This is a genomic window from Collinsella sp. AM38-1BH (assembly GCF_003467545.1).
Classification (GTDB): Bacteria; Actinomycetota; Coriobacteriia; order Coriobacteriales; family Coriobacteriaceae; genus Collinsella.
This window is the reverse complement of the sequence record NZ_QSHC01000002.1, coordinates 129948-149958: the sequence shown is the minus strand read 5'-3', so window position 1 is coordinate 149958 and position 20011 is coordinate 129948. Positions and strand designations below refer to the sequence as shown.

Here is a 20011-nt window from a genome sequence, read left to right as displayed (position 1 = left end):
CATTTTATTTATTTGCACAACATTTTGCTCAAGAGCAAACATCCTGTGAACGGTCGAAAATCGACCGTGAACGGTAGGTCATTAACCGGGAGGAATAGACTGCCAAATTGATGGGAATATCTTTAACTCATCGGTGGTTAGAAGCGTAATGTTCAGACAACGTTATTTGGGTTTTCGCGCAGATTTTAGGCATCAATTCGCCCAAATCGCCTGAGACCACCGCAAAGGAGCCCGTCCCCTTTGCGGTGGTTCTCCCCCGGCGCTACAGCAGATGCTCCTCGATAAAGATCGCGATGCCGTCTTTGTCGTTGCTCGCGGTTACAAAGTCGGCGGCGGCACGGGTGGCGTCGCTGCCGTTTGCCATGGCCACGCCCACGCCGGCGTCAGCCACCATGCAGGTGTCGTTGTCCGCATCGCCAAACACGCAGATGTCCTGGAGCTCCATGTCGTTGAGCTCCGCCACGCGCACAAGGCCGCGCGTCTTGGACACGCGCGGATCCATGAACTCGTAGAGCCGCTGCGTGGTTTGCAGAGCCGCCGCCTTAACGGTGTCATCGGCAAACGTCGACGCCCGCTCAATCACCCGCGGCATCACCTCGGGCGCCATGGTAAACATCACCTTGGGCTGCGGCTCGCGCAACAACTCGGCAAAATCGACCACCTGGTAGGGCACACCGTCGACGCGCGACAGGTGCTCGACACACGCGTTGCTCTCGGGCACGTAGAACACGCCGTCTCGGGGACAGACGGGTGTTGCCGGAAGGTCCGCCATGTGCTTGCAGATGCGCGCGATGGTCTCGCCCGGCAGCGGATAGCTCAGCTCGTTGATGTCGTGCGCGCGGTCGATGACCTCGGCGCCACCGCAGCCCACCATCACGTCCACCAGGCCTTCGATGCCCCAGAGCTCGTACATGGCCTCGGTCGCGTGGGCGTCGCGCCCGGTGCACAGGCCAAAGAGCACGCCGCGCTCGCGCAGGGCGCGGATCGCCGCCACGGTGCGCGGGGACACCGTGTGCCGGCTCGTGAGCAGCGTGCCGTCGATATCGCAGAACACGGCTTTGATGTGGCTGAAGGTGGTGTCCATGGGGGCCTTTCTGGGTTGTGCGGCGGTGTGGGGTGTATTCGCGAACGGCGTACATGGTATACCAAGGCGGACACGGGGCGCTTTGGCGCAAAACCACCACAAAGGTGCCTGGCCCCCTTGTGGTGGCCGAACCCGAAGGGTGGCCTGGCCCGAGACGCAAAGCATCACAACATTCGACGTTTTTCGGCAAAATCGCGATTTTCGCTGAATGTTGTGATGGTTTTTACTGCCTTGTGGCACGATCAAAATGCCGGCGTCCAAACAGCAGCAACGCCGCGGGAACCGCCGTCACAACCATGCCCGCCCCTACGAGCGTCTGCTGCACGCCAAATGTCGCCGCCAGACACGGGGCAATCGCCAGCGGCGCCACGCCGGCGAACATGTTGCCAAAGCCCATGACCGAGTTCACGCGACCAAGCTGCTCGAGAGGAGCCGTCGTTTGCACGATAGTGTTGTGGAGCGGATTTACGACACCCCAGGCAACGCCCAGGGCAATCTGGCCGACAAGGGCTACGCCCACGTACGGTGTCCCCACATAGAGCAAACTTCCCAGGCCTACGAACATAAGCGCCACAAGCAGCGTCTTAAGGTTGACCAGGTGCGGCGGCAAGCGGAGCGCGGCCACGGCGCCCAGCACCGCGCCCACACCGCTGGCCGACGAGAGCCAGCCCATCCATTCGACACCGACGTGCAGGACACCGCGGTAGAAGAACGACTCCAGCGGGTCGAAGGCACCGTAGCCAAAGTTTGAAAGGAAAATAATGCAGAACAGCAGGGCAAGGACGCTGTTGGTAAAGACTGTCTTGATGCTGGTCGCGAAGGTGACGCGGGAAGATGTGTTGGGGTCGGGGCTTTGGCTGGCAGTGATTGCCGTTGTACTGCTGTCCGCGGGAGTACTTTCACGCGCGGCGACGCGAACTGCTTGCGGTCTAAAGCCCCAGCCGGCAATAAACGCCAGTACGGTAAAAATCATCATGAGCACGAACACCGCGCGCGACGACGCAGCAGCCGCGACAAAGCCGCCCAGCGTGGGGCCGACGATGATACTCACGTTTGAGAACATGGCAATGGCGGAGTTGATGTCTTTGAGCTCGACGGGGTCGTTGGTGAGGTAGGCCGGATAGGACGTGGCAATGGGCTGAGCGAATCCCATCGTAAAGCCTAGGAACACCGCGCCGAGCAGGATGACGCCGGTCGCGCTACCAAAGGCGAGGATTGCCGCGCCGGTTGCCAGCGTGCCCACGATGCTCAGCAAGAAATGACGGCGCGGACCCCAGGCGTCGAGCGCCGCGCCACCCGCAAAGGATCCCAAGATCACGAATACGTTCATAAAGAGGACAGCCAGCGATGTCGCCACGACCGAGGCATCGTCTGCATAGGTGAGCGTTCCGATGACGCCGATAAAGTAGCTGGTCTGAAAACCGGTGTAGATGAGAAAGCGCATCGCCACCAGGCGCTTGGCCTGCACGGACAGCGATGACTGAGGCTTTGAGAAAAGAGAGACGAGCATGGAGACTCCTTGTTTCATACGAATGCGGACGGCGGGCATTCGCCACCGTCTGTCGAATCAATCTATCCGCATGAAACATTAAGGACGCATCAAGAGCCCCTTCTCTCCGTTTTTCGCCCGTCATGAACTACTTGGTAGATTGTAAGGCATGTCCCACACATCTACTTAAACAAAAACCACCACAAAGGTGCCTGGCCCCTTTGTGGTGGAAGTGACGTTTGCCCAGATAAAACCTGCCAAAACAAACCTGTCCCTATTTGGCAGGTTATGGCAGCGCAGCGAGCCAGCCCTTAAAGGTAATCTTGGATAAGATCGCAGATGGCTCGGGCGTCGTTGATGTTGATGGCTCGGGTCGCAAAGCCGGCGTCGAATGCCTGGCGTGCCAGGGCCTCGTTGCAGGCAAGGGCCAGCGTGCGACCGTCGACCAGGTCGAGCGAGCTCTTGCCGCGCAAACGGTCGACACCGGAGCGCGCGACGACGATATTGTCAAAGCCCTCGGTCTTGTAGCCCTCGATGATCACCACGTCGACATCGTTGTAGCGCGACAGCAGCTCGCGCGCGGGCATCTCGTCCTCCTCGCGCGTGTCGGCGTACTCCGCCCAGCGCGTGGCGCAGATGAGGCCCACGTGCTTGGATCCGGCTTGGTGATGGCGCCAGGTGTCCTTAGCGGGCACATCGATATCAAAGCCGTGATGCCCATGATGCTTAAGCGAACCCACGCGCAGGCCGCGGCGGGTGAGCTCGGCAATGACCTTCTCGACGAGCGTGGTCTTTCCCGAGTTCTGGTAGCCGATAAACGCGATCGCGGGGACGGCCGGTGCCGGAGCTGCGGGCGCGACGGCGACGGGTGCGCTTGCGGGCGCGGCACCGTCAGCGGCCACGGCCTCAACAGCAGCGGCCTGGCGTTCGGCACGATCCCACACGCCCGAGCGGCCACCCTCCTTGTGCAGCAGGCGCACGTCGACGATCTCCATGCCGCGATCGACGGCCTTGCACATGTCGTAGATGGTTAGGCACGCGGCACTCGCGCCGGTCAACGCCTCCATCTCGATACCCGTCTTGCCCGTCACGCCGGCCGTGACCAGTACGTGAAAGCCAACCTGCCCGTCCGCGCGCGCCGGCGCCCAGCCCTCGGGCACGTCCTCGGCCGGCGTCCCCGCCGCAGCGATGGGCGCAATATCGCACTTGCTCTTGGTAATGAGCAGCGGATGGCACATAGGGATAATGTCGCTCGTGCGCTTGATGGCCATAATGCCCGCCACGCGCGCGCAGGCAAGCACGTCGCCCTTTTTGGCGCGGTCCTGCAGCACCATGGCCTGCGTCTCGGGGTGCATGAGGATGGTGCCCTCGGCGATGGCGATGCGATGGGTCTCGGCCTTGTCGGACACGTCGACCATGCGTACCTCGCCCTTGGCGTCCACGTGCGTCAGCTCGTCGCGACGGGCGTCGCGGGCGGGCTCGGCGGCAGCGCTGGCAGTCGGCTGTGCGGACGCGTCGGCGTTGCCAACATTCGCCGCAGCCGTGGCTTTGTGGGCAGACATCGCGGCCCTGCGAGCGGCCTTGGTGGCATCGGCGTACCTGCTCTTGGCCATATGATCATCCTCCGATTTGGGACATAAATCGTTGCGTGCCCTCAATTATCGCGTGTTCCTGCGGTTTGTGGGCCACGGCATCGCGCCAAATCGAAAGTACCTGCATATCATCACCACGGCGCAGCGCCTCACGCACCGAATACTCGGCATCGCTGAACAGGCACGGACGCACGTTGCCATCGGCCGTCAGGCGCAGACGGTTGCAATTCGCGCAAAAATGGTTGGACATGGCGCTAATAAAGCCAACCGTTCCCGCCGCACCCGGAAAGTGCCAGTAGCGCGCAGGGCCCGCGCCGGCAGGAGCGTCGTTGATGTCGAGCGGCTCGAGCTCGCCCAGTCCCGTCGCTGCGGCCCCGGCATTGATGCGCGCCCGCAGCTCGTCGCTCGGCACGGTATCGCTCGCGTCCCACAGCTCGGGATTGAGCGCAGGCGCATGCGGATCCACAGCGCAATGCGAGCTCGTGCGCTCGTCGCCGATGGGCATGTATTCGATAAAGCGCAGATGGATGGGGCGGTCGAGCGTGAGCCGCGCAAGGGCTCCCACATCCTGGTTGAGCCGGCGCACCACAACGCAGTTGACCTTAACGGGCTCAAAGCCCCAAGCCAGCGCCGCGTCGATGCCAGCCATGGTCTGCTCGAGTCGGCCCAGGCGCGTGATCTTTCCAAAGAGCGTAGGGTCGAGCGTGTCGAGCGAGATGTTGACGCGGTTAAGCCCGGCGTCTTTGAGCTGCGGCGCCAGCTTGGGCAGCAGGGCGCCATTGGTGGTGAGCGAGATGTCCTCGATCTGCGGAATCGCGCGGATGTCACGAATGAGCGGAATAATACGGCGGCTGACCAGCGGCTCGCCGCCCGTCAGGCGCACGCGGCGAATGCCCTCCCCCGCCACCAAGCGCACAAAGCGGGCGATTTCCTCGGCGCTGAGCAGCTCGTCGTGTGCACGGGGCGCCACGCCATCGGCCGGCATGCAGTAAATGCAGCGGAAATTGCACTTGTCGGTAACGGCAATGCGCAGGTAGTTGATATCGCGGCCAAAGCCGTCATGTTGCACGTGCCCGTCCACGCAACCCTCCCCTCACGCGGCGTTTTATTCTTCGGAAAACATAATACCCCACGAGAGAATCATGCCGACACCCGTACGACAGGACAGGTCGCTTCGAGCAAGACCGGCTTCCCAAGCCCATCCTCAGCATACAAACCATCACAACATTCGATGCTTTTCCCGTTTTTGGCGATAAACGTCGAATGTTGTGATGGTTTGCGTGCCCGCAGCACCCCGCAGAAGGACCAAAACGCCCCTAAAGACCGCCGTCCCAGTGCCGAATCACGAATTCTCGCAGGTCGTTCTGACGTTTCTGGAACGCTTCGCTTCGGTCGCACTTGAGGCCCATGGCAAGCGCGATGGCGTTCATCGCCCGGTGCAATTGCAGCTGGTGGGCAAACTGAGTCCCGGTGAGGACGATCATCCTAAAGCCCAGCGCGCTCAGCACGGTCATACGCTCCGCGTCCGACGCGCTGCGCTGTTTATCAAGATGGTCCGAGCCGTTGTATTCAATCCCCGTACCGCTCGCAGGCGCATATACGTCAATCTCGAAATACCCGGCCTTTGCGAGATACTTGAACTCGTTGGGAACATCGACCCGATGGTTGAGCTCGATCTTGGCGTATCCCAGCCCTCCCTGGGAACGTTTTGCTACGACCATGATTGCGGTGGCCGTCTCCATGGGCGACCGCGCGCCATCGTGCACGCGCTTGAGCACGGCGGCCGCGCGTATAGCCCCCTGACGAGATCGGTTCTCGTTGCAATAAGCAATCAAGTCGGCAACGGTATACCTCTGCCCCATCTCGATATAATCGCCTGTCGACAGATGATTCAAATGGTATCGGGCGCAGATTTCGTAGCCATATTCCAGCTGCTCGGGCTCGCTCATCCACGAACCCGCTTGGACAAAGCACATGGCCTCATCAACCACTAGAAGGCCCTCTGCCACCTCGATAAGATGGCCTGGAGGTATCGGCGCCCCAAACACGTGGCACCTAAATCCAGCCGGCGTCGAACGCTCAAAATCGAAGTTGACGAGCGTGTCGATATGATCGAGCTCTTCTCGTGGAATACCAAGCGAAACCAGATAGTCGGTAACGATCCCAGCTGCCGTTGAAGCCCTCAGACCCTTGGCATCGAGTCCCAATTTGGGCAGGCCCGCAGTCGGCTCCGCCTCGTTAGCAAGCGAGTCCTCATCGTATAGGCTGCTTGCTCGCGAGAGCGGCTCGGACGGACGCGCCACGTTGTGGTACAGCCAGGCAGTCTTATGGGACAGGACGATCGGCAGGTCCATGAGCCCTCCAATGGAGTCGGATAACCAACCTTATTCCCCGGCCCACGGGTCCGCACACCTTCGTGCGCAAGAAAGCGATTCCACCCGGTCGAGTGGCAGAAAAACCATCACAACATTCGATGCTTTTCCCGTTTTTGGCGAAAAGTGTCGAATGTTGTGATGGTTTGAGTCGAGGTGAGGAGCACGGAGGGGTCAAAGCATCGTGCTCGAACGGGTTAATCCAACTCTTTTAAGCCATGCGCCAGCTGCCAGTACTCGCCGTGCTGGGCGAGCAGCTCTTCGTGCGTGCCGCGCTCGATGATGCGGCCGTGTTCGAGGACCATGATGGCGTCGGCGTCGCGGACGGTGGACAGGCGGTGCGCGATCATAAACGTGGTGCGACCGCGCATGATGCGGTCCATACCGCGCTCGATGAGCTTTTCGGTACGCGTGTCAATGGAGCTCGTGGCCTCGTCCAGGATGAGCACCGGCGGATCGGCAACGGCCACGCGCGCGATGGCGAGCAGCTGACGCTGGCCCTGCGACAGGTTGGCGCCATCGGCCGTGACCGGTGTGTCGTACCCTCTAGGCAGGCGGCGGATAAACGAGTCGGCGCAGGCGGCCTCGGCAGCGGCGCGCACTTCCTCGTCGGTCGCGTCGAGCTTGCCAAAGCGGATGTTCTGCGCAATGGTGCCGCTAAACAGGTGCGTGTCCTGCAGCACAATGCCGAGCGACCCGCGCAGGCTGGCCTTGGCAATGTGCTTGACGTCGATGCCGTCGTACGTGATCTCGCCGTCATCGACCTCGTAGAAGCGGTTGATGAGGTTGGTAATGGTCGTCTTGCCGGCGCCCGTGGAGCCCACAAACGCAATCTTTTGCCCCGGCTTGGCAAACAGGTTGAGGTCCGTGAGCACGCGGGCGCCCGGCACGTAGGAAAAGTCCACGGCATGGAAGCGCACGTCGCCGGCAAGCGGGACCAAGCCGCACGTGAGCTCGGTGCCGTCGGCGGCCACCGCGCGGCCCGACTCATCAACGGCTGCCACGTCATGCAGGTGCCCGTAGACGCCCACGCCCTGGCCCTCGGGAATTTTCCACGCCCATGCGGCATCGCCCGTCTGCACCAGCTCCACGCAGCCCTCGTCCACCTCGGGCTCAAGGTCCATAGCCGCAAACAGGCGCTCGGCACCGGCCAACGCGTTGAGCAAGAAGTTGCCGAGCTGCGTAAACTGGTTGATGGGCATGGCGGCCTGGCGCACAAAGACCAGGTAGCTTGCAAGCGCGCCCACGTCGGAGAGTCCCTTGATGCAGAGCATGCCGCCCGCCACGGCGACGATGGCATAATTGACGTAGCCAATCACGACGGTCATGGGCACCATGGAGTTGGCATAGCTCACGGCGGCGGTGCCGGTGCGGCGAAGCTCGTCGTTGCGGCAGGTGAAGCCGGCAACATTCGCCGCCTCGCGGTTAAAGACCTTGATGACCTTTTGGCCCGAGACCATCTCTTCGATATATCCGTCCAGGTCGCCAAGCGATGCCTGCTGGGCGGCAAAGAAGCGCTTAGAGCGCGCGCCCGAGTAGCGCGCATACAGCACAATGGCCGCATCGCACACGAGTGTGATAATCGTGAGCTGCCAGTTAAGGATGATGAGCATGGCCGTGGTGCCCACAACCTGAATGGCGGCCTGAATCACGTTGGCAAAGCTGTTGTTAAGCGCCTCGGAGACGGTGTCGACGTCGTTGGTGAAAAAGCTCATGATGTCGCCCGAGCGCGTGCTGTCAAAATAACTGAGCGGCAGCGTCTGGATGTGCGCGAACAGGTCGCGGCGAATATCGGACACCACGTGTTGGGCCGCGCGCACCATAATCTGCGAGTAGCCCAGGGCCGAGAGCACGCCCGCAGCGTAGATGATCGCCGTCAGGATGACCTGCTTGGCAAGCAGTTCCTCCCCGCCCGTGGCCAAACCGTTAACGATGGGGCGCACCATGTAGGTGCCGGCGAGGCTCGCGATGGCGGCAACGGAGGCGAGCACGCCCACCGCGAGCAACGAGAACTTGGCATGCCCCATGTAGGAGAGCAAGCGACGCACAGTGCGCTTGAGGTCGGCCGGGCGTGCTTGGGCTGCGGTCTTAGGCATGGCGCTCACCCCCTTCCAAGGGCGATCCGCATGCGACGGAGGAAAATGGATCATTCGCGCAACCATCGTCGCTGCCGTCGCCGGCGTCCGCGTTCCTCGCAAACTCCATCTGCGAGGCGTAAATCTCCTGGTATATGTTGTCGCCCGCCAGCAGTTCCTCGTGCGTGCCCACGCCGTGGACACGACCGTCGTCCAGCACCACAATGCGATCGGCATCCATGACGCTCGCGATGCGCTGGGCGATGATGAGCACGGTCGCATCGGGAATCCGAGCGATGTGCTCGCGAATCTTAGCGTCGGTCGCCATATCGACCGCGCTGGTGGAGTCATCAAAAATGAGCACGCGCGGATGCTTGAGCAGCGTGCGCGCGATGCACAGGCGTTGCTTCTGGCCACCCGAGACACCGGCGCCGCCTTGGCCCAACTCGCCGTCCAGCCCGCCGATGCGATCAAGGAACTCGTCCACGCACGCCGCGCGGCAAGCCGCGAGGAGCTCATCGTCCGACGCCTGCGGATTGCCCCACTGCAGGTTCTCGCGCACGGTACCCGTAAACAGCACATTCTTTTGCAGCACAATGCCCACAGCGTCGCGCAAGGCGGCGAGGTCGTAGTCGCGCACGTCGCGTCCGCCCACAAGCACGGCGCCTTCGGTGGCGTCGTACAGGCGCGCAATCAGCTGCACAAGCGAGCTCTTGCCCGAGCCCGTGCCGCCGAGGATGCCCACCGTCGAGCCGCTCTCGATGCGAAGGTCGATATGCTGGAGCACATCCTCGGCTGCATCCGCGCGGTATTTAAAGGAAACGTCGCGAAACTCGATACTGCCGTCCGCTGGCGCCGCAATCGCGAGGTCTCCCGCGGGGTTGGCGATAAAGGGTTCCTCATCGAGCACCTCGGCGATACGGCCCACACTCGTAAGAGCGCGCGTGAGCAGCAAAAACACGTTGGAAATCATCATGAGCGAATTCATGATCAGCAGCACGTAGCTCATAAAGCCCGTGAGCGAGCCCACGCCCAGCTTGCCGGCGAGAATCATGCGGCCGCCAATCCACAGGATAGAGAGCGCAGCCACGTACATCGACAGCTGAAACACCGGCAGGTTGAGCACCGCGCTGCCAAAGGTCTTTGTCGCAGTGCCGGCGAGCTCGGTATTGACGGTGTCGAACTTGGCCTCCTCGTGCTCGGCACGCACATACGCCTTGACGGCACGCACGGCGGTGAGGTCTTCCTGTACCACGCCGTTGAGGTGGTCCATCGAGGTCTGGAGTTGGCGGTAGAGCGGACTGACGCGATAGGTGATGGCGCCCAGTACGATTGCCAGCACGGGCAAGATGATCGCAAAGACGGTGGCGAGCGGGCGCGACAGCATCAGCGCGTAGATAAGGCCGACGATAAGCGTCACCGGGCCGCGCACCATAGGGCGAAAGCCGTTGCCCACAGCATTTTGGATAACGGTGATGTCCGTGGTCATGCGGGTGACGAGCGAGCTGGCGTCGTAGTTGTCCAGGTTACCAAAAGCGAGCGTCTGAATCTTTTTGTACTCGGCCTCGCGCAGGTTAGCGCCTAGGCCCGAGGCAACGCGGGCGGACGTGCAGGCATAACCCAAGCCCAGTACCAGCGAAAGCGCAGCGCACACCAGCATGTACGCGCCCTGCAGCAGCATGTAGTTGATATCACCCGCAGGCACGCCCACATCGATGATGTTGGCCATGATGACCGGGATAAACAGCTCGAGCACCGTCTCGACCGACACAAAGAACACGCCGAGGATGGCATCGCGACGGTATGCCCCTAGATAGGAAAACAGTATTTTGAGATTGCGCACGCAGGTTCAACCCCCATCAAACGTTGTTCGCAAACGCACGTATTATTGCGCGCCGAATAATGGTGTCAAGTATTCCGAAATCGTTTTCTGCAAGGTTAGCGCCGGCGGCGAGTTCTCGTGATGTGTGTCCATATTCACTCGGAATAATGGTGCGCGAGACTTTTTCGCTCCGGCGTCAACACAAACCTTGACTCTACAATCGTTGTAGGGTTTTCACTACACTGGTACGTAAACAAACCCAGCCAGAAAGCCCCGCCCATGGAACACGACCTCACACGCGGCAATGTCCTTAAGACCATCGCGGTCTATGCCCTGCCCTATATGCTCTCGTACTTTTTGCAGATGCTCTACGGCATGGCCGACCTGTACATGATGGGGCAGTTTAGCGGCGCCGCCGGTATCACCGCCGTGGGCAATGGCGCGCAGACGCTCTATATCATTACCGTGACGCTCGTGGGCCTGGCCATGGGAACGACGGTGATCGTCGGCCACGCCGTGGGCTCGCGCCGCTTCGACCGCGCCGAGACCGCCATCGGCAATACCATCACGCTCTTTATGGGCGTCTCGGTGGTGCTGGCCGCTGTCCTGCTTGCATTGTGTCCGCAGATTGTGGCACTCATTGGCACGCCGGCCGAGGCGGTCGAAGGAACCGCCGCCTACCTGCGCATCTGCTTTGTCGGCATTCCGTTTATCGCCGCATACAACATCCTCTCGGCCATCTTTCGCGGGCTGGGCGATTCGCGCTCGCCCATGTACGTGATCGGCGTGGCATGCATCATCAACATCGCGCTCGACTTTCTATTTATCGGCCACATGGGACTCGGCCCCGTGGGTGCGGCGCTCGGCACGGTAACCGCCCAGACGGCAAGCGTTGCCCTCGCGCTCGTGTGGCTCAAGAGCCGTCGCACGAACATCCACGTTAAGCGTAGCGACCTGCGCCCCCAGCCCGAGGTGCTCGGCAGCATTCTTAAGATCGGCGTGCCCGTGGCCGTGCAGGACGGCTGCATCCAGGTGGCGTTTATGTTCATCACCGTCATTGCCAACCACCGAGGGCTCGTCGACGCTGCCGCCGTGGGCCTGGTCGAAAAGATGATCAGCTTTTTGTTCATTGTGCCGAGTTCCATGGGCGCTACCGTCAGTGCACTCACGGCGCAAAACGCCGGCGCGGGCAAGGGCGACCGTGCACGTCAGGTGCTCAAAGACGCCATGACGATCTCGGTGGTGTACGGCTGTCTGATCACGGTGCTGATGTGGCTAGTGGCGCCGGCGTTTATCGGCTTTTTTGCCAAGGACGCCGCGGTAGTCGCGGCCGGCACCGGCTATATGCGCAGCTATATTTTCGACGCGATTTTTGCCGGCATCCACATTTGCTTTAGCGGCTTTTTCGCTGCGTATGGCAAGAGCTACATCGGCTTTGCGCACAACGTACTAGCCGTGGCGCTCATTCGCGTGCCGGGCGCGTGGCTGCTGTCGAACGCCTATTCCGACACGCTGTTTCCCATGGGCATCGCCTCGCCGTGCGGATCGATTTTGTCGGCGGTCATCTGTGTTGTCGCGTTTACCGTGCTCAACCGGCGCGGGGCTTTTGACAAGTTGGCAGCGTAGCGGGGCAACGTGAGATTGCCCTGATCGACGACATCATCAGCGACGATCCCACAACCTACGTGACGCAGATCACGGTGCCGGTTGCCCCGTCCAAATAAGAACTGCCCAGAAAACGTTCGGCTGAAAGCAGAATCTTGACGTTATAGGCCATATTTTGCCTCAAGGTCATCGAGAGCCTCAAAGGCATCACGCGCCATGCCAGCAGTACGCTCCCGCTCGGCCACAGCTATACGAGCCATCAGACGAGCCTTAGCCTGTTCCTGAACCATGAAGTCATAGTCTTCAGATCGAAGTACAACAAATTTGCTATAGCCGTTTTTTGTAACAGTCACTGGACCAGGAGCCTCCCAACAAGCTCGCCAAACGCCGGGGACAATCCCCGATATGGCGGTTTTACTCCTCCGGAATCGGAAACGCACGGATGAACTCTGCAGGCGAGAAGGTCTTGATGGTCGAGCGCACAAAAGCGGCGCGGTCACGCGTGATGATAAAGTCCACGCCGGCACGCTCGGCCATCGCACGGATACAGCCGTCCTCAAAGTCCGGCTCATCGGAATAGGCGGAGGTAAAACAAGCTTCTTGGTCGAGAGGCTCTACCGAGTAGCTCTTAAGACAGTCGCGCACTACCTCGCGGGCGCGCGCCTCGTCTGTCTGTTTAGTGAGAATGTAGTACGCGTCCTTGAGAGAGCAGGCCGAAACAACACCCTCGATAAGTCCCACGTCAACGAGCCCCTTGATCGTTTGCGCCGCTGCGTGCTCCAGCCGGCCCGGAAGCACGCAATCGAGCAGAAAGTTGGTATCAAGAAATGCCCTCATAGGTAGCGCTCCCTCGCGACGCGCTTTTCATCTTCAACCGTCATCGTATCGAGCGGCGTTCCCTTTGGCATGTTAGCCACGATATCGAGATACTCCTGGTAGTCCTCATTCTCCGCGAGCATCTCACGGATCTCCTTCCAGGTGATCTTGGGATGCCACATCGTACCCACGTCGCGCTTGGGCTTGTCCGTGCCGCACGCCGGCTTTGCGCCCCCACGCTCCTGAGCAGCGTCATATTCCACCGCAACGGGGCTTTCATAGTCGAGCGGCACGATCTTGAACAACGGCTTGCTCCGCTTGAAGACCACAACCTCCTCGCCATCATTGGCAACCCTTTCGGCCACCTGCGTAAGGTTTTGGCGCAGTTCCGAAAACGCGACGGTAACCATAACTGCTCCTCTCAACATATATCTTTACTGCTAAGTATACACGTTAATGTTAATGTTAAAGTGTATAAAACTCATCACGATGGGGCAGCCCTGTTGTGGGACCTCACTGCGGGGCCCCTTTGCTTTGTATGAATCTTCTATCGCTCCGGAACGACACCGCTCCGCAGGGTCACCCTCAGCAACCTACATGACGCGGATCATGCTGCCCGCCACCACGCCCAAATAAAAACCTCCCGGAAAGTATCAACCTTTCCGGGAGGTTTTCTAATTTGATTATCGATGTCCTAAGCCTGGGGCACCTGACCAGTCGCCAGGATCTGCTCGAGTGCGTCCTCGTCCAGCACGGGCACGCCCAGCTGCTCGGCCTTGGTGAGCTTGGAGCCCGCTTTGGGGCCGGCGACCAGATAGCTCGTCTTCTTTGAAACACTGCCCGAGACCTTGGCACCAAGCACCTTGAGCGCCGCGCCTGCCTCGTCGCGCGTGCGGTTGACGAGCGTGCCGGTGAGCACGAAGGTCAGACCCGCAAGCGGCTGTGCGTCGGCGAGCTCGCCCGCCACGCCAGCGTCGGCTGCGGCTTGCGCGTGCGCGGCGCCCAAATCGACCTCGAGCGACAGGCCCGCCTGGCGCAGGCGCTCCAGCACGGCAAGGTTCTCGGGCACGGCCAGGAACTGCTTAACGCTCGCCGCAATCTTGGGACCGATGCCCTCGCATTCGGCGATGTCCTCTTCGCTCGCCAAGATAAGCTTGTCAATCGACAGGAATCGCTCGGCGATGACCTCGCCCACGCTCTTGCCCACATGGCGGATACCTAGGGCAAACAGCACGCGACCGAGCGGCTGGCTCTTGGACTTGTTGAGCTCGGCGATGATTTTCTCGGCCGTCTTGAGGCCCACCGGAATGGGGTCGCCCTTCTTGACGCCCTTTTTGCTGTTGGAGCTGGCATAGGTGCGCCCCGTGTCCAGGCCTGCGATGTCGTCGACCGTGAGCTGGTAGAAGTCTGCGACATCGTGGATCAGGCCGGCGGCGATCATCTTGTCGACGATCTCGTCGCCCAGGCCGTCGACGTCCATGCAGCCGCGGCTCACCCAGTGGAGCAAGCGCTCCTTGAGCTGTGCGGGGCAATCGATGGAGACGCAACGGTAAGCGACCTCGCCATCCTCGTGGACAACGGGGCTGCCGCACACGGGGCAGACCTCGGGCATGTGCCAGTCGACCGAATCGACCGGGCGCTTGTCGAGCACCGGGCCCACAACCTCGGGGATTACGTCGCCCGCCTTGTGCACGATGATAGTGTCGCCCTCGCGCACGTTTTTGCGGCGGATCTCGTCGATGTTGTGCAGCGTGGCGCGCGCGATGGTGGAGCCGGCGACCGTCACCGGGTCGAACTCGGCGACCGGTGTGAGCACACCGGTGCGGCCCACCTGGATGCGAATTTCGCGCAGGACGGTCTGCTTTTCCTCGGGCGGAAACTTAAAGGCAATGGCCCAGCGCGGCGCGCGGGCGGTAAAGCCCAGGTCGAGCTGCTGCTGGAAGCTGTCGACCTTTACGACCACGCCGTCGATATCGTAGTCCAAGTCGCCGCGGTGCTCGAGGGCCTGGGCGCAGAACTCGTGGACCTCGGCCGGCGTGGCGCAGCGTGCCACGTTGGGGTTGACGCTAAAGCCGGCGCTACGCAGCCAATCGAGAAACTCACGCTGGCTGTGGACGTGCAACGGGTCGGTATCGGCGATGGCATAGATAAAGGTGGCCAGGTCGCGGCGCGCCGTGACCTTGGGGTCCTTTTGGCGCAGGCTGCCGGCGGCGGCGTTGCGCGGGTTGGCGAAGGGGTCGCGGCCCTCGGCATCGGCCTCTTCATTCAGACGCACAAAGCTGCCCTTGGGCATATAGACCTCGCCGCGTACCTCAATGGTGCGCTCGCGGTCGGCGCCCATGTGGGCGAGCGCCGGCTCGGACAGGTGCATGGGCACATCCTTGATAGTACGGACGTTGAGCGACACGTCCTCGCCCGTGGTGCCATCGCCACGTGTGGCTGCGCGTACGAAGGTGCCGTTTTGGTAAGTAAGGGCCACGCCCAGACCGTCGATCTTAAGCTCGCAGGTATAGGTGACGCTACCGGCACCGAGGGCATCCTCAGTGCGCTGGAGCCACGCGTCGAGTTCGTCCAGGTCCATGGCATCGTCCATGGAATACATGCGCGCCATATGCGTGACCGGCGTAAACTGCTCGCTCACGTAGCCGCCCACGCGCTGGGTATAGCTGTCGGGCGTCACCAGGTCGGGGTAGGTGGCCTCGATTTCCTGCAGTTCAACAAGCATTTTGTCGAAGGCGGCGTCCGTGATCTCGGGCGCATCGAGCATGTAGTAGCGATAGGCGTGGTAGTCGAGCTCGTGGCGCAGTTCGGCCGCGCGCGCTGCCGCCTGGGCACGGGCATCGGTCGGTGCGGTGGCTTCCGCGGTCGCGGGCGTTTCGGTATCGATGTCCACACCGTCACCAAACAGGCTCGATTGCTCCATAGCAGCACTCCTTCGCTCGATTTCAAACGGATACTAGAGTACCACCGGTCGCAATGGGGTCGAATAGCCCTTTCGAACCGCACCGAATCGGCAGCCGCCAGACCGGGGTGGACAGTTAGTTCAGATACGTATAAATCCTAGAGCTGAATCAGGCACGAACACCCCTGTTTCAACTAATTTGGGCTCCTCGAGACCATGTAAACGTCCCGCTCTCCCTTCCAAACACCCATTCGAGCCCCATCCCAATCAAAAATTGCTCAAAACGCATCCCAAGCTGCCCCAGATTTATACGTATCTGAACTAACTGTCCAGGCCATTCCGAACCAAGCCTCTTGCCAGCCACAAGTGATCCGTTTTCCTCCGCCCCCAAGGGATCATCGCGAAAAGAGGGGGGCTGCCCCGCGTTGGCGGGACAGCCCCCCCCCTCTGGCTTCGATATGTGTGGAGTGGCTCGTTAGTAACCCTGACCGTAGCCCTGGCCCTGGTCCTGCTGGCCTAGCAGCTCCTCCAGGTACTGGCGCAGCTGTTCGTCGGTAATACCGCCGTTGCCGGTGTCGGTCGCGCTGTCGTCCTGCTGCTGGTTCTGCAGTTCCTCGTCGGAGCCCAGTTCAACCGTGACCTTCTTCTCTTCCTTGCCGCGCATGAGCGTGATCTCGACCTTCTCGCCCACCTCGTGGCTGCGCAGTGCGATGATCAGGCCATCGGCGCTCGTGATCTCATCGTCGCCCAGCTTGGTGATGACATCGCCCTCCTGAATGCCGGCCTTGGCAGCAGGACCATCCTCAACGACGCTCGCCACATACGCGCCGCTATCGGTGCTCAGCTTGTTGGTGCGGGCGTTGAGCGCGTTGACGCTCGAAAGCGTAGCGCCCATGTACGGATGCACCGGCGTCTTGCCGTCGATGATCTGGTCGGCAATGTTCTTGGCATAGTTGACCGGAATGGCAAAGCCCACGCCCGAGCTGGAGCCCGAGTAGCTCTCGATGAGCGAGTTGATACCCACAAGCTCGCCGTTATCGTTAACGAGCGCGCCGCCGGAGTTGCCCGGGTTGATGGCGGCATCGGTCTGGATCATGTTGGCATAGATGGTGTTACCGTTGGCAGAGCTCATGGCCGTGGAGCGATAGAGCGCCGAGACGATACCCGTGGAGACAGACTGCTCGTTGCCGAACGGCGAGCCGATCGCCATGACCCACTCGCCCACGTTGAGCTTGGAGGAGTCGCCGATCTCGATCGGGGTGAGCTTGGAGGCATCGGCATCCTTGAGCTTGATGACGGCGAGGTCGCTCGAGGCATCGTTGCCCACGAACTCGGCCTCATAGGTGGTGCCGTCGTCCATGGTCACCACGTACTGGTCGTAACCATCGACCACGTGGTTGTTGGTGAGGATGTGGCCCTCGGTATCGAGCACCACGCCCGAACCGACGCTGCCCGAGCTATCCGACTCGTCGGCAGACTGCGAAAGCGAGCCATTCTGGCTACCGCTCGAAGTGGCGGCGATGGAAACGACGGAGGGCAGGGCCTTAGCAGAGACGGCCTCGGCCAGCGTGGTGTCCTCGGAGTCGATGGTGATCTTTTGCGTCGATGAACCCGAAGCACCCGCCGTCACGGCATTCTTACCGCCACCAATATCGAGCGTGCCACTCATAATGAGTGCGATGACCAGCAAGGCTCCGCAGGCACAACCGGCAAGCGCCGTAATAAAGATCGGCAGCTTTTTGGTCTTGGTCTTGACCACCGTGTGCTTGTTTACAACCTGCTGGCCGCCCAGCGGCTTGCCGGTCTGCGTGTCGTAGGCCTGCACGTAGGGAATGTTGCTGTCGGCAGGCGTCGACTCTACCTGCACGCGCGGCTGCTGCTGGGTCTCGCCGGCATTGCCCGCATCCTGAGGACGCTGGGAATCGTTCTCGCTCATGGCTGCGATCCTTTCGTCAAATAACCAAAGGCCCGCCAAACATGTGGCGGGCCATCATTGTTCACGTTGAGTTGTACCCCAATATGCGGGCGAACGTGTATGAGAACGCAATCTTTTAGGAAGGCTTAAGTTCTGTTGCAGACCCGAAAGGGACCCCCACCTGTGGCAAAGCCACCACAAAGGCACCTGTCCCCTTTGTGGTGGAAATCTAGTCCTTAAACAGATAGCCCACGCCGCGGACGGTGGTGATGTGCGCCGCGATCTGCGGGCCCACCTTGGAGCGGATGCGTCGGATATGCACGTCGACGGTACGCGTACCGCCGCAGTACTCAAAGCCCCACACGCGGTGCAGCAGCACCTCGCGGCTGTAGGCGCGGTTGGGGTGCGTGGCCAAAAAGCTCAGCAGCGAGTACTCCATCAACGTCAGGTCGATGGGCTCGTTATCGAGCGTCACCTGGTAGGTAGCCAGGTTGATCTCGAGGTTATCGATGTTGAGCACATCGTCGGCGGTGACGGTCTCCTCCTCGCCCATCAGGCGCTGCGCGCGAGCCTTGAGCTCGTTGGGCGTCGCCGTGGGGCATACAAAGTCGGCATGCGCGTGATTGGGCAGGCGCAGGGTGCCGAGCGCCTCGTCGTCGACGATCACCAGCATGGGGACGCCGCCACGATCGTCAAGCCACTTGGCAATCTGATCGATGCGGTCGCTGCGGATGCCATCGGAATCGAGGATCAGCAGGTCAAAGTCGTGCGCCGCAGTCGGCGAATCGGGGGTGGCCAGGCTCACCTCGACACCCAGGGTGGTCGTCAAGCTGCGGGCAAACTCGTGGAAGCGCGTCGTGCGCGCCATGAACAGGGCACTCTTTTCGGACATATCGGCCTCCAAAGAAATGAGCTCAATCGTACTGGGACAAGCCAGCGCGATTAGGAGTTCGCCAGGTAGTGCTTGATCTCCCATTCGGTGATCGTGGATTCGAACTTATGCCACTCGTCACGCTTCTTTTTGAGGAAGAAGCCGTGGATGTGATCGCCGAGGGCATCCTTCATAAACTGCGAGTCCTCAAAGACGTCGAGTGCCTCTTTAAGCGAGCGCGGCAGCGGCGTGTAACCGGCCTCGAGCATCTGGCGGTCGTTGAGCTTAAGCGTCTCGGCCGTGGCCTCGGGCGGGAGCTCCAGCTTGCGCTCAATGCCGTCGAGACCAGCCGCCAGCGTGACGGCGTTGACCAGATACGGGTTGGCCATGGGATCGGGGCTACGAAGCTCGATGCGCGTGGACAGCTGCTTGCCGGGCTTGTAGACCGGGATGCGAACCATGCTTGCGCGGTTGCGCAAGCCCCACGTGGCGTACTGCGGCACGGAGTCACCGCTCGTGGTGATGCGCTTGTACGAGTTGACGGTGGGGTTGGTGATGGCGCTAATCTCGCGGGCATGCGCCAGGATGCCGGCCATGTAATGCTTGGCAATATCGGAGAGGTGGTACTTCTCGTCGTCCTCGCCCCAAAAGACGTTGTTGCCGTCGTGGTCGAACAGCGACTGATGCAAAAACATGGCGCTGCCGTCCTCGCCCGCCAACGGCTTGGGCATAAAGGAGGCATGGCAACCGCTCTCGTAGGCCTGCTGCTTAATGATGAGCTTGGCCGTGGTGATGGCGTCGGACATGCTCAGGGCCTCGGCGTGGCGCAGGCTCATGCCGTGCTGCGAGCGACCGGCGGCATGGAAGGTGTACTCCACGGGCACGGACATCTTCTCGAGCGTAAGGACCGTGTTGCGGCGCAGATCGCGAGCGGCATCGCTCACCGAAAGATCGAAGTAGCCCACGTTGTCGAGAGGCTCGGGCGTGTGCTCGTCGGGGAAGTAGTAATACTCCAGCTCGGCGCCCACGTTGAGCAGATAGCCGGCTTTCTCGGCCTTGCGGAACATGCGACGCAACGCATCGCGCGGATCGCCGGCGAAGGGCTTGCGGTCGGGGGTGCACACATCGCAGAACACGCGGGCAACGCCGTTATGGCTCGGACGCCACGGCAGGATCTGGAAGGTCGAAGCATCGGGAAACGCCAGCATATCGGCTTCCTCGGGCGTGGCAAAACCCTCGATGGCGGAGCCGTCAAAGCCAATGCCCTCCTCAAATGCGACCTCGAGGTCCTCGGGGCTAATGGCAAAGTTTTTGAGGCGGCCGAGAATGTCGACAAACCACAGACGCACAAAGCGGATGTCACGCTGCTCTACGGAGCGGAGTACGTAATCGATGTTCTGCTGGTTCATGTCGCTCCCCTTTCTTTCGGGCGGGTTTCGACTGGTCTATACCGCAGATACTATCGCAG

General features: G+C 61.2%; 15 protein-coding genes. 1 reads left to right on the top strand and 14 read right to left on the bottom strand.

What is annotated here, in order from left to right; all coding sequences use genetic code 11:
* Positions 1 to 262: 262 nt before the first annotated feature.
* The 7 genes from DW870_RS01925 to DW870_RS01895 all read right to left on the bottom strand — a co-directional run bounded on the left by DW870_RS01925 (position 263) and on the right by DW870_RS01895 (position 10455).
* Positions 263 to 1084: an HAD family hydrolase gene (locus tag DW870_RS01925; RefSeq protein ID WP_117848118.1), complete on the bottom strand. Its 822-nt coding sequence runs from the start codon at positions 1082 to 1084 to the stop codon at positions 263 to 265.
* A gap of 223 nt (positions 1085 to 1307) precedes the next feature.
* Positions 1308 to 2594, bottom strand: a complete 1287-nt coding sequence (locus DW870_RS01920) for an MFS transporter (protein ID WP_158556909.1) — start codon at positions 2592 to 2594, stop codon at positions 1308 to 1310.
* A 290-nt stretch (positions 2595 to 2884) separates the two neighbouring features.
* Positions 2885 to 4186 carry a molybdopterin-guanine dinucleotide biosynthesis protein B gene (gene mobB, locus DW870_RS09570; protein ID WP_117770050.1) on the bottom strand — a complete coding sequence of 434 codons (1302 nt, stop codon included), beginning with the start codon at positions 4184 to 4186 and terminating at the stop codon, positions 2885 to 2887.
* Between the two features lie 4 nt (positions 4187 to 4190).
* A complete protein-coding gene (moaA, locus tag DW870_RS01910; protein ID WP_233504624.1) occupies positions 4191 to 5246 on the bottom strand; it encodes a GTP 3',8-cyclase MoaA in 1056 nt (351 codons plus the stop codon).
* 235 nt (positions 5247 to 5481) lie between these two features.
* Positions 5482 to 6519: a hypothetical protein gene (locus DW870_RS01905; protein WP_117770051.1), complete on the bottom strand. Its 1038-nt coding sequence runs from the start codon at positions 6517 to 6519 to the stop codon at positions 5482 to 5484.
* Between the two features lie 215 nt (positions 6520 to 6734).
* On the bottom strand, positions 6735 to 8633 hold the full coding sequence (locus DW870_RS01900; RefSeq protein WP_117770052.1) for an ABC transporter ATP-binding protein: 1899 nt from the start codon (positions 8631 to 8633) through the stop codon (positions 6735 to 6737).
* Positions 8626 to 10455, bottom strand: coding sequence for an ABC transporter ATP-binding protein (locus DW870_RS01895; protein WP_117770053.1), 1830 nt, complete (start codon positions 10453 to 10455; stop codon positions 8626 to 8628). The genes DW870_RS01900 and DW870_RS01895 overlap by 8 nt, the downstream gene beginning before the upstream one ends.
* 258 nt (positions 10456 to 10713) lie before the next feature.
* Here DW870_RS01895 and DW870_RS01890 point away from each other — a divergent pair, with 258 nt between their 5' ends.
* On the top strand, positions 10714 to 12060 hold the full coding sequence (locus DW870_RS01890; RefSeq protein ID WP_117770054.1) for an MATE family efflux transporter: 1347 nt from the start codon (positions 10714 to 10716) through the stop codon (positions 12058 to 12060).
* Between the two features lie 140 nt (positions 12061 to 12200).
* Here the strand turns inward: DW870_RS01890 and DW870_RS09545 are convergent, their stop codons facing one another.
* The 7 genes from DW870_RS09545 to DW870_RS01855 all read right to left on the bottom strand — a co-directional run bounded on the left by DW870_RS09545 (position 12201) and on the right by DW870_RS01855 (position 19952).
* Positions 12201 to 12329 (bottom strand): hypothetical protein, encoded by a 129-nt coding sequence (locus DW870_RS09545; RefSeq protein ID WP_255413492.1) that lies wholly within the window; start codon positions 12327 to 12329, stop codon positions 12201 to 12203.
* 124 nt (positions 12330 to 12453) lie between these two features.
* Entirely contained in the window at positions 12454 to 12876 is a 423-nt protein-coding gene (locus DW870_RS01880) for a PIN domain-containing protein (RefSeq protein ID WP_117770055.1), read from the bottom strand.
* Positions 12873 to 13265, bottom strand: coding sequence for a type II toxin-antitoxin system Phd/YefM family antitoxin (locus tag DW870_RS01875; protein ID WP_158556910.1), 393 nt, complete (start codon positions 13263 to 13265; stop codon positions 12873 to 12875). The genes DW870_RS01880 and DW870_RS01875 overlap by 4 nt, the downstream gene beginning before the upstream one ends.
* A 284-nt stretch (positions 13266 to 13549) precedes the next feature.
* Positions 13550 to 15778, bottom strand: a complete 2229-nt coding sequence (ligA, locus tag DW870_RS01870) for an NAD-dependent DNA ligase LigA (RefSeq protein WP_117770057.1) — start codon at positions 15776 to 15778, stop codon at positions 13550 to 13552.
* 454 nt (positions 15779 to 16232) lie between these two features.
* Positions 16233 to 17693, bottom strand: coding sequence for a S1C family serine protease (locus tag DW870_RS01865; protein ID WP_117876735.1), 1461 nt, complete (start codon positions 17691 to 17693; stop codon positions 16233 to 16235).
* 208 nt (positions 17694 to 17901) lie between these two features.
* The gene (locus tag DW870_RS01860) at positions 17902 to 18564 is read right to left on the bottom strand and encodes a response regulator transcription factor (protein WP_006234733.1); all 663 of its coding nucleotides are present in this window, start codon (positions 18562 to 18564) and stop codon (positions 17902 to 17904) included.
* Between the two features lie 50 nt (positions 18565 to 18614).
* On the bottom strand, positions 18615 to 19952 hold the full coding sequence (locus DW870_RS01855) for a glutamine synthetase family protein (protein WP_117734663.1): 1338 nt from the start codon (positions 19950 to 19952) through the stop codon (positions 18615 to 18617).
* Positions 19953 to 20011: the final 59 nt, after the last annotated feature.

Excerpts from the sequence above, each read along its gene's own strand:
- DW870_RS01925 (WP_117848118.1), bottom strand. The coding sequence starts at position 1,084 with ATGGACACCACCTTCAGCCACATCAAAGCCGTGTTCTGCGATATCGAC.
- DW870_RS01920 (WP_158556909.1), bottom strand. The coding sequence starts at position 2,594 with ATGCTCGTCTCTCTTTTCTCAAAGCCTCAGTCATCGCTGTCCGTGCAG.
- mobB (WP_117770050.1), bottom strand. The coding sequence starts at position 4,186 with ATGGCCAAGAGCAGGTACGCCGATGCCACCAAGGCCGCTCGCAGGGCC.
- DW870_RS01905 (WP_117770051.1), bottom strand. The coding sequence starts at position 6,519 with ATGGACCTGCCGATCGTCCTGTCCCATAAGACTGCCTGGCTGTACCAC.
- DW870_RS01900 (WP_117770052.1), bottom strand. The coding sequence starts at position 8,633 with ATGCCTAAGACCGCAGCCCAAGCACGCCCGGCCGACCTCAAGCGCACT.
- DW870_RS01890 (WP_117770054.1), top strand. The coding sequence starts at position 10,714 with ATGGAACACGACCTCACACGCGGCAATGTCCTTAAGACCATCGCGGTC.
- DW870_RS09545 (WP_255413492.1), bottom strand. The coding sequence starts at position 12,329 with ATGGTTCAGGAACAGGCTAAGGCTCGTCTGATGGCTCGTATAGCTGTG.
- DW870_RS01880 (WP_117770055.1), bottom strand. The coding sequence starts at position 12,876 with ATGAGGGCATTTCTTGATACCAACTTTCTGCTCGATTGCGTGCTTCCG.
- DW870_RS01875 (WP_158556910.1), bottom strand. The coding sequence starts at position 13,265 with ATGGTTACCGTCGCGTTTTCGGAACTGCGCCAAAACCTTACGCAGGTG.
- ligA (WP_117770057.1), bottom strand. The coding sequence starts at position 15,778 with ATGGAGCAATCGAGCCTGTTTGGTGACGGTGTGGACATCGATACCGAA.
- DW870_RS01865 (WP_117876735.1), bottom strand. The coding sequence starts at position 17,693 with ATGAGCGAGAACGATTCCCAGCGTCCTCAGGATGCGGGCAATGCCGGC.
- DW870_RS01860 (WP_006234733.1), bottom strand. The coding sequence starts at position 18,564 with ATGTCCGAAAAGAGTGCCCTGTTCATGGCGCGCACGACGCGCTTCCAC.
- DW870_RS01855 (WP_117734663.1), bottom strand. The coding sequence starts at position 19,952 with ATGAACCAGCAGAACATCGATTACGTACTCCGCTCCGTAGAGCAGCGT.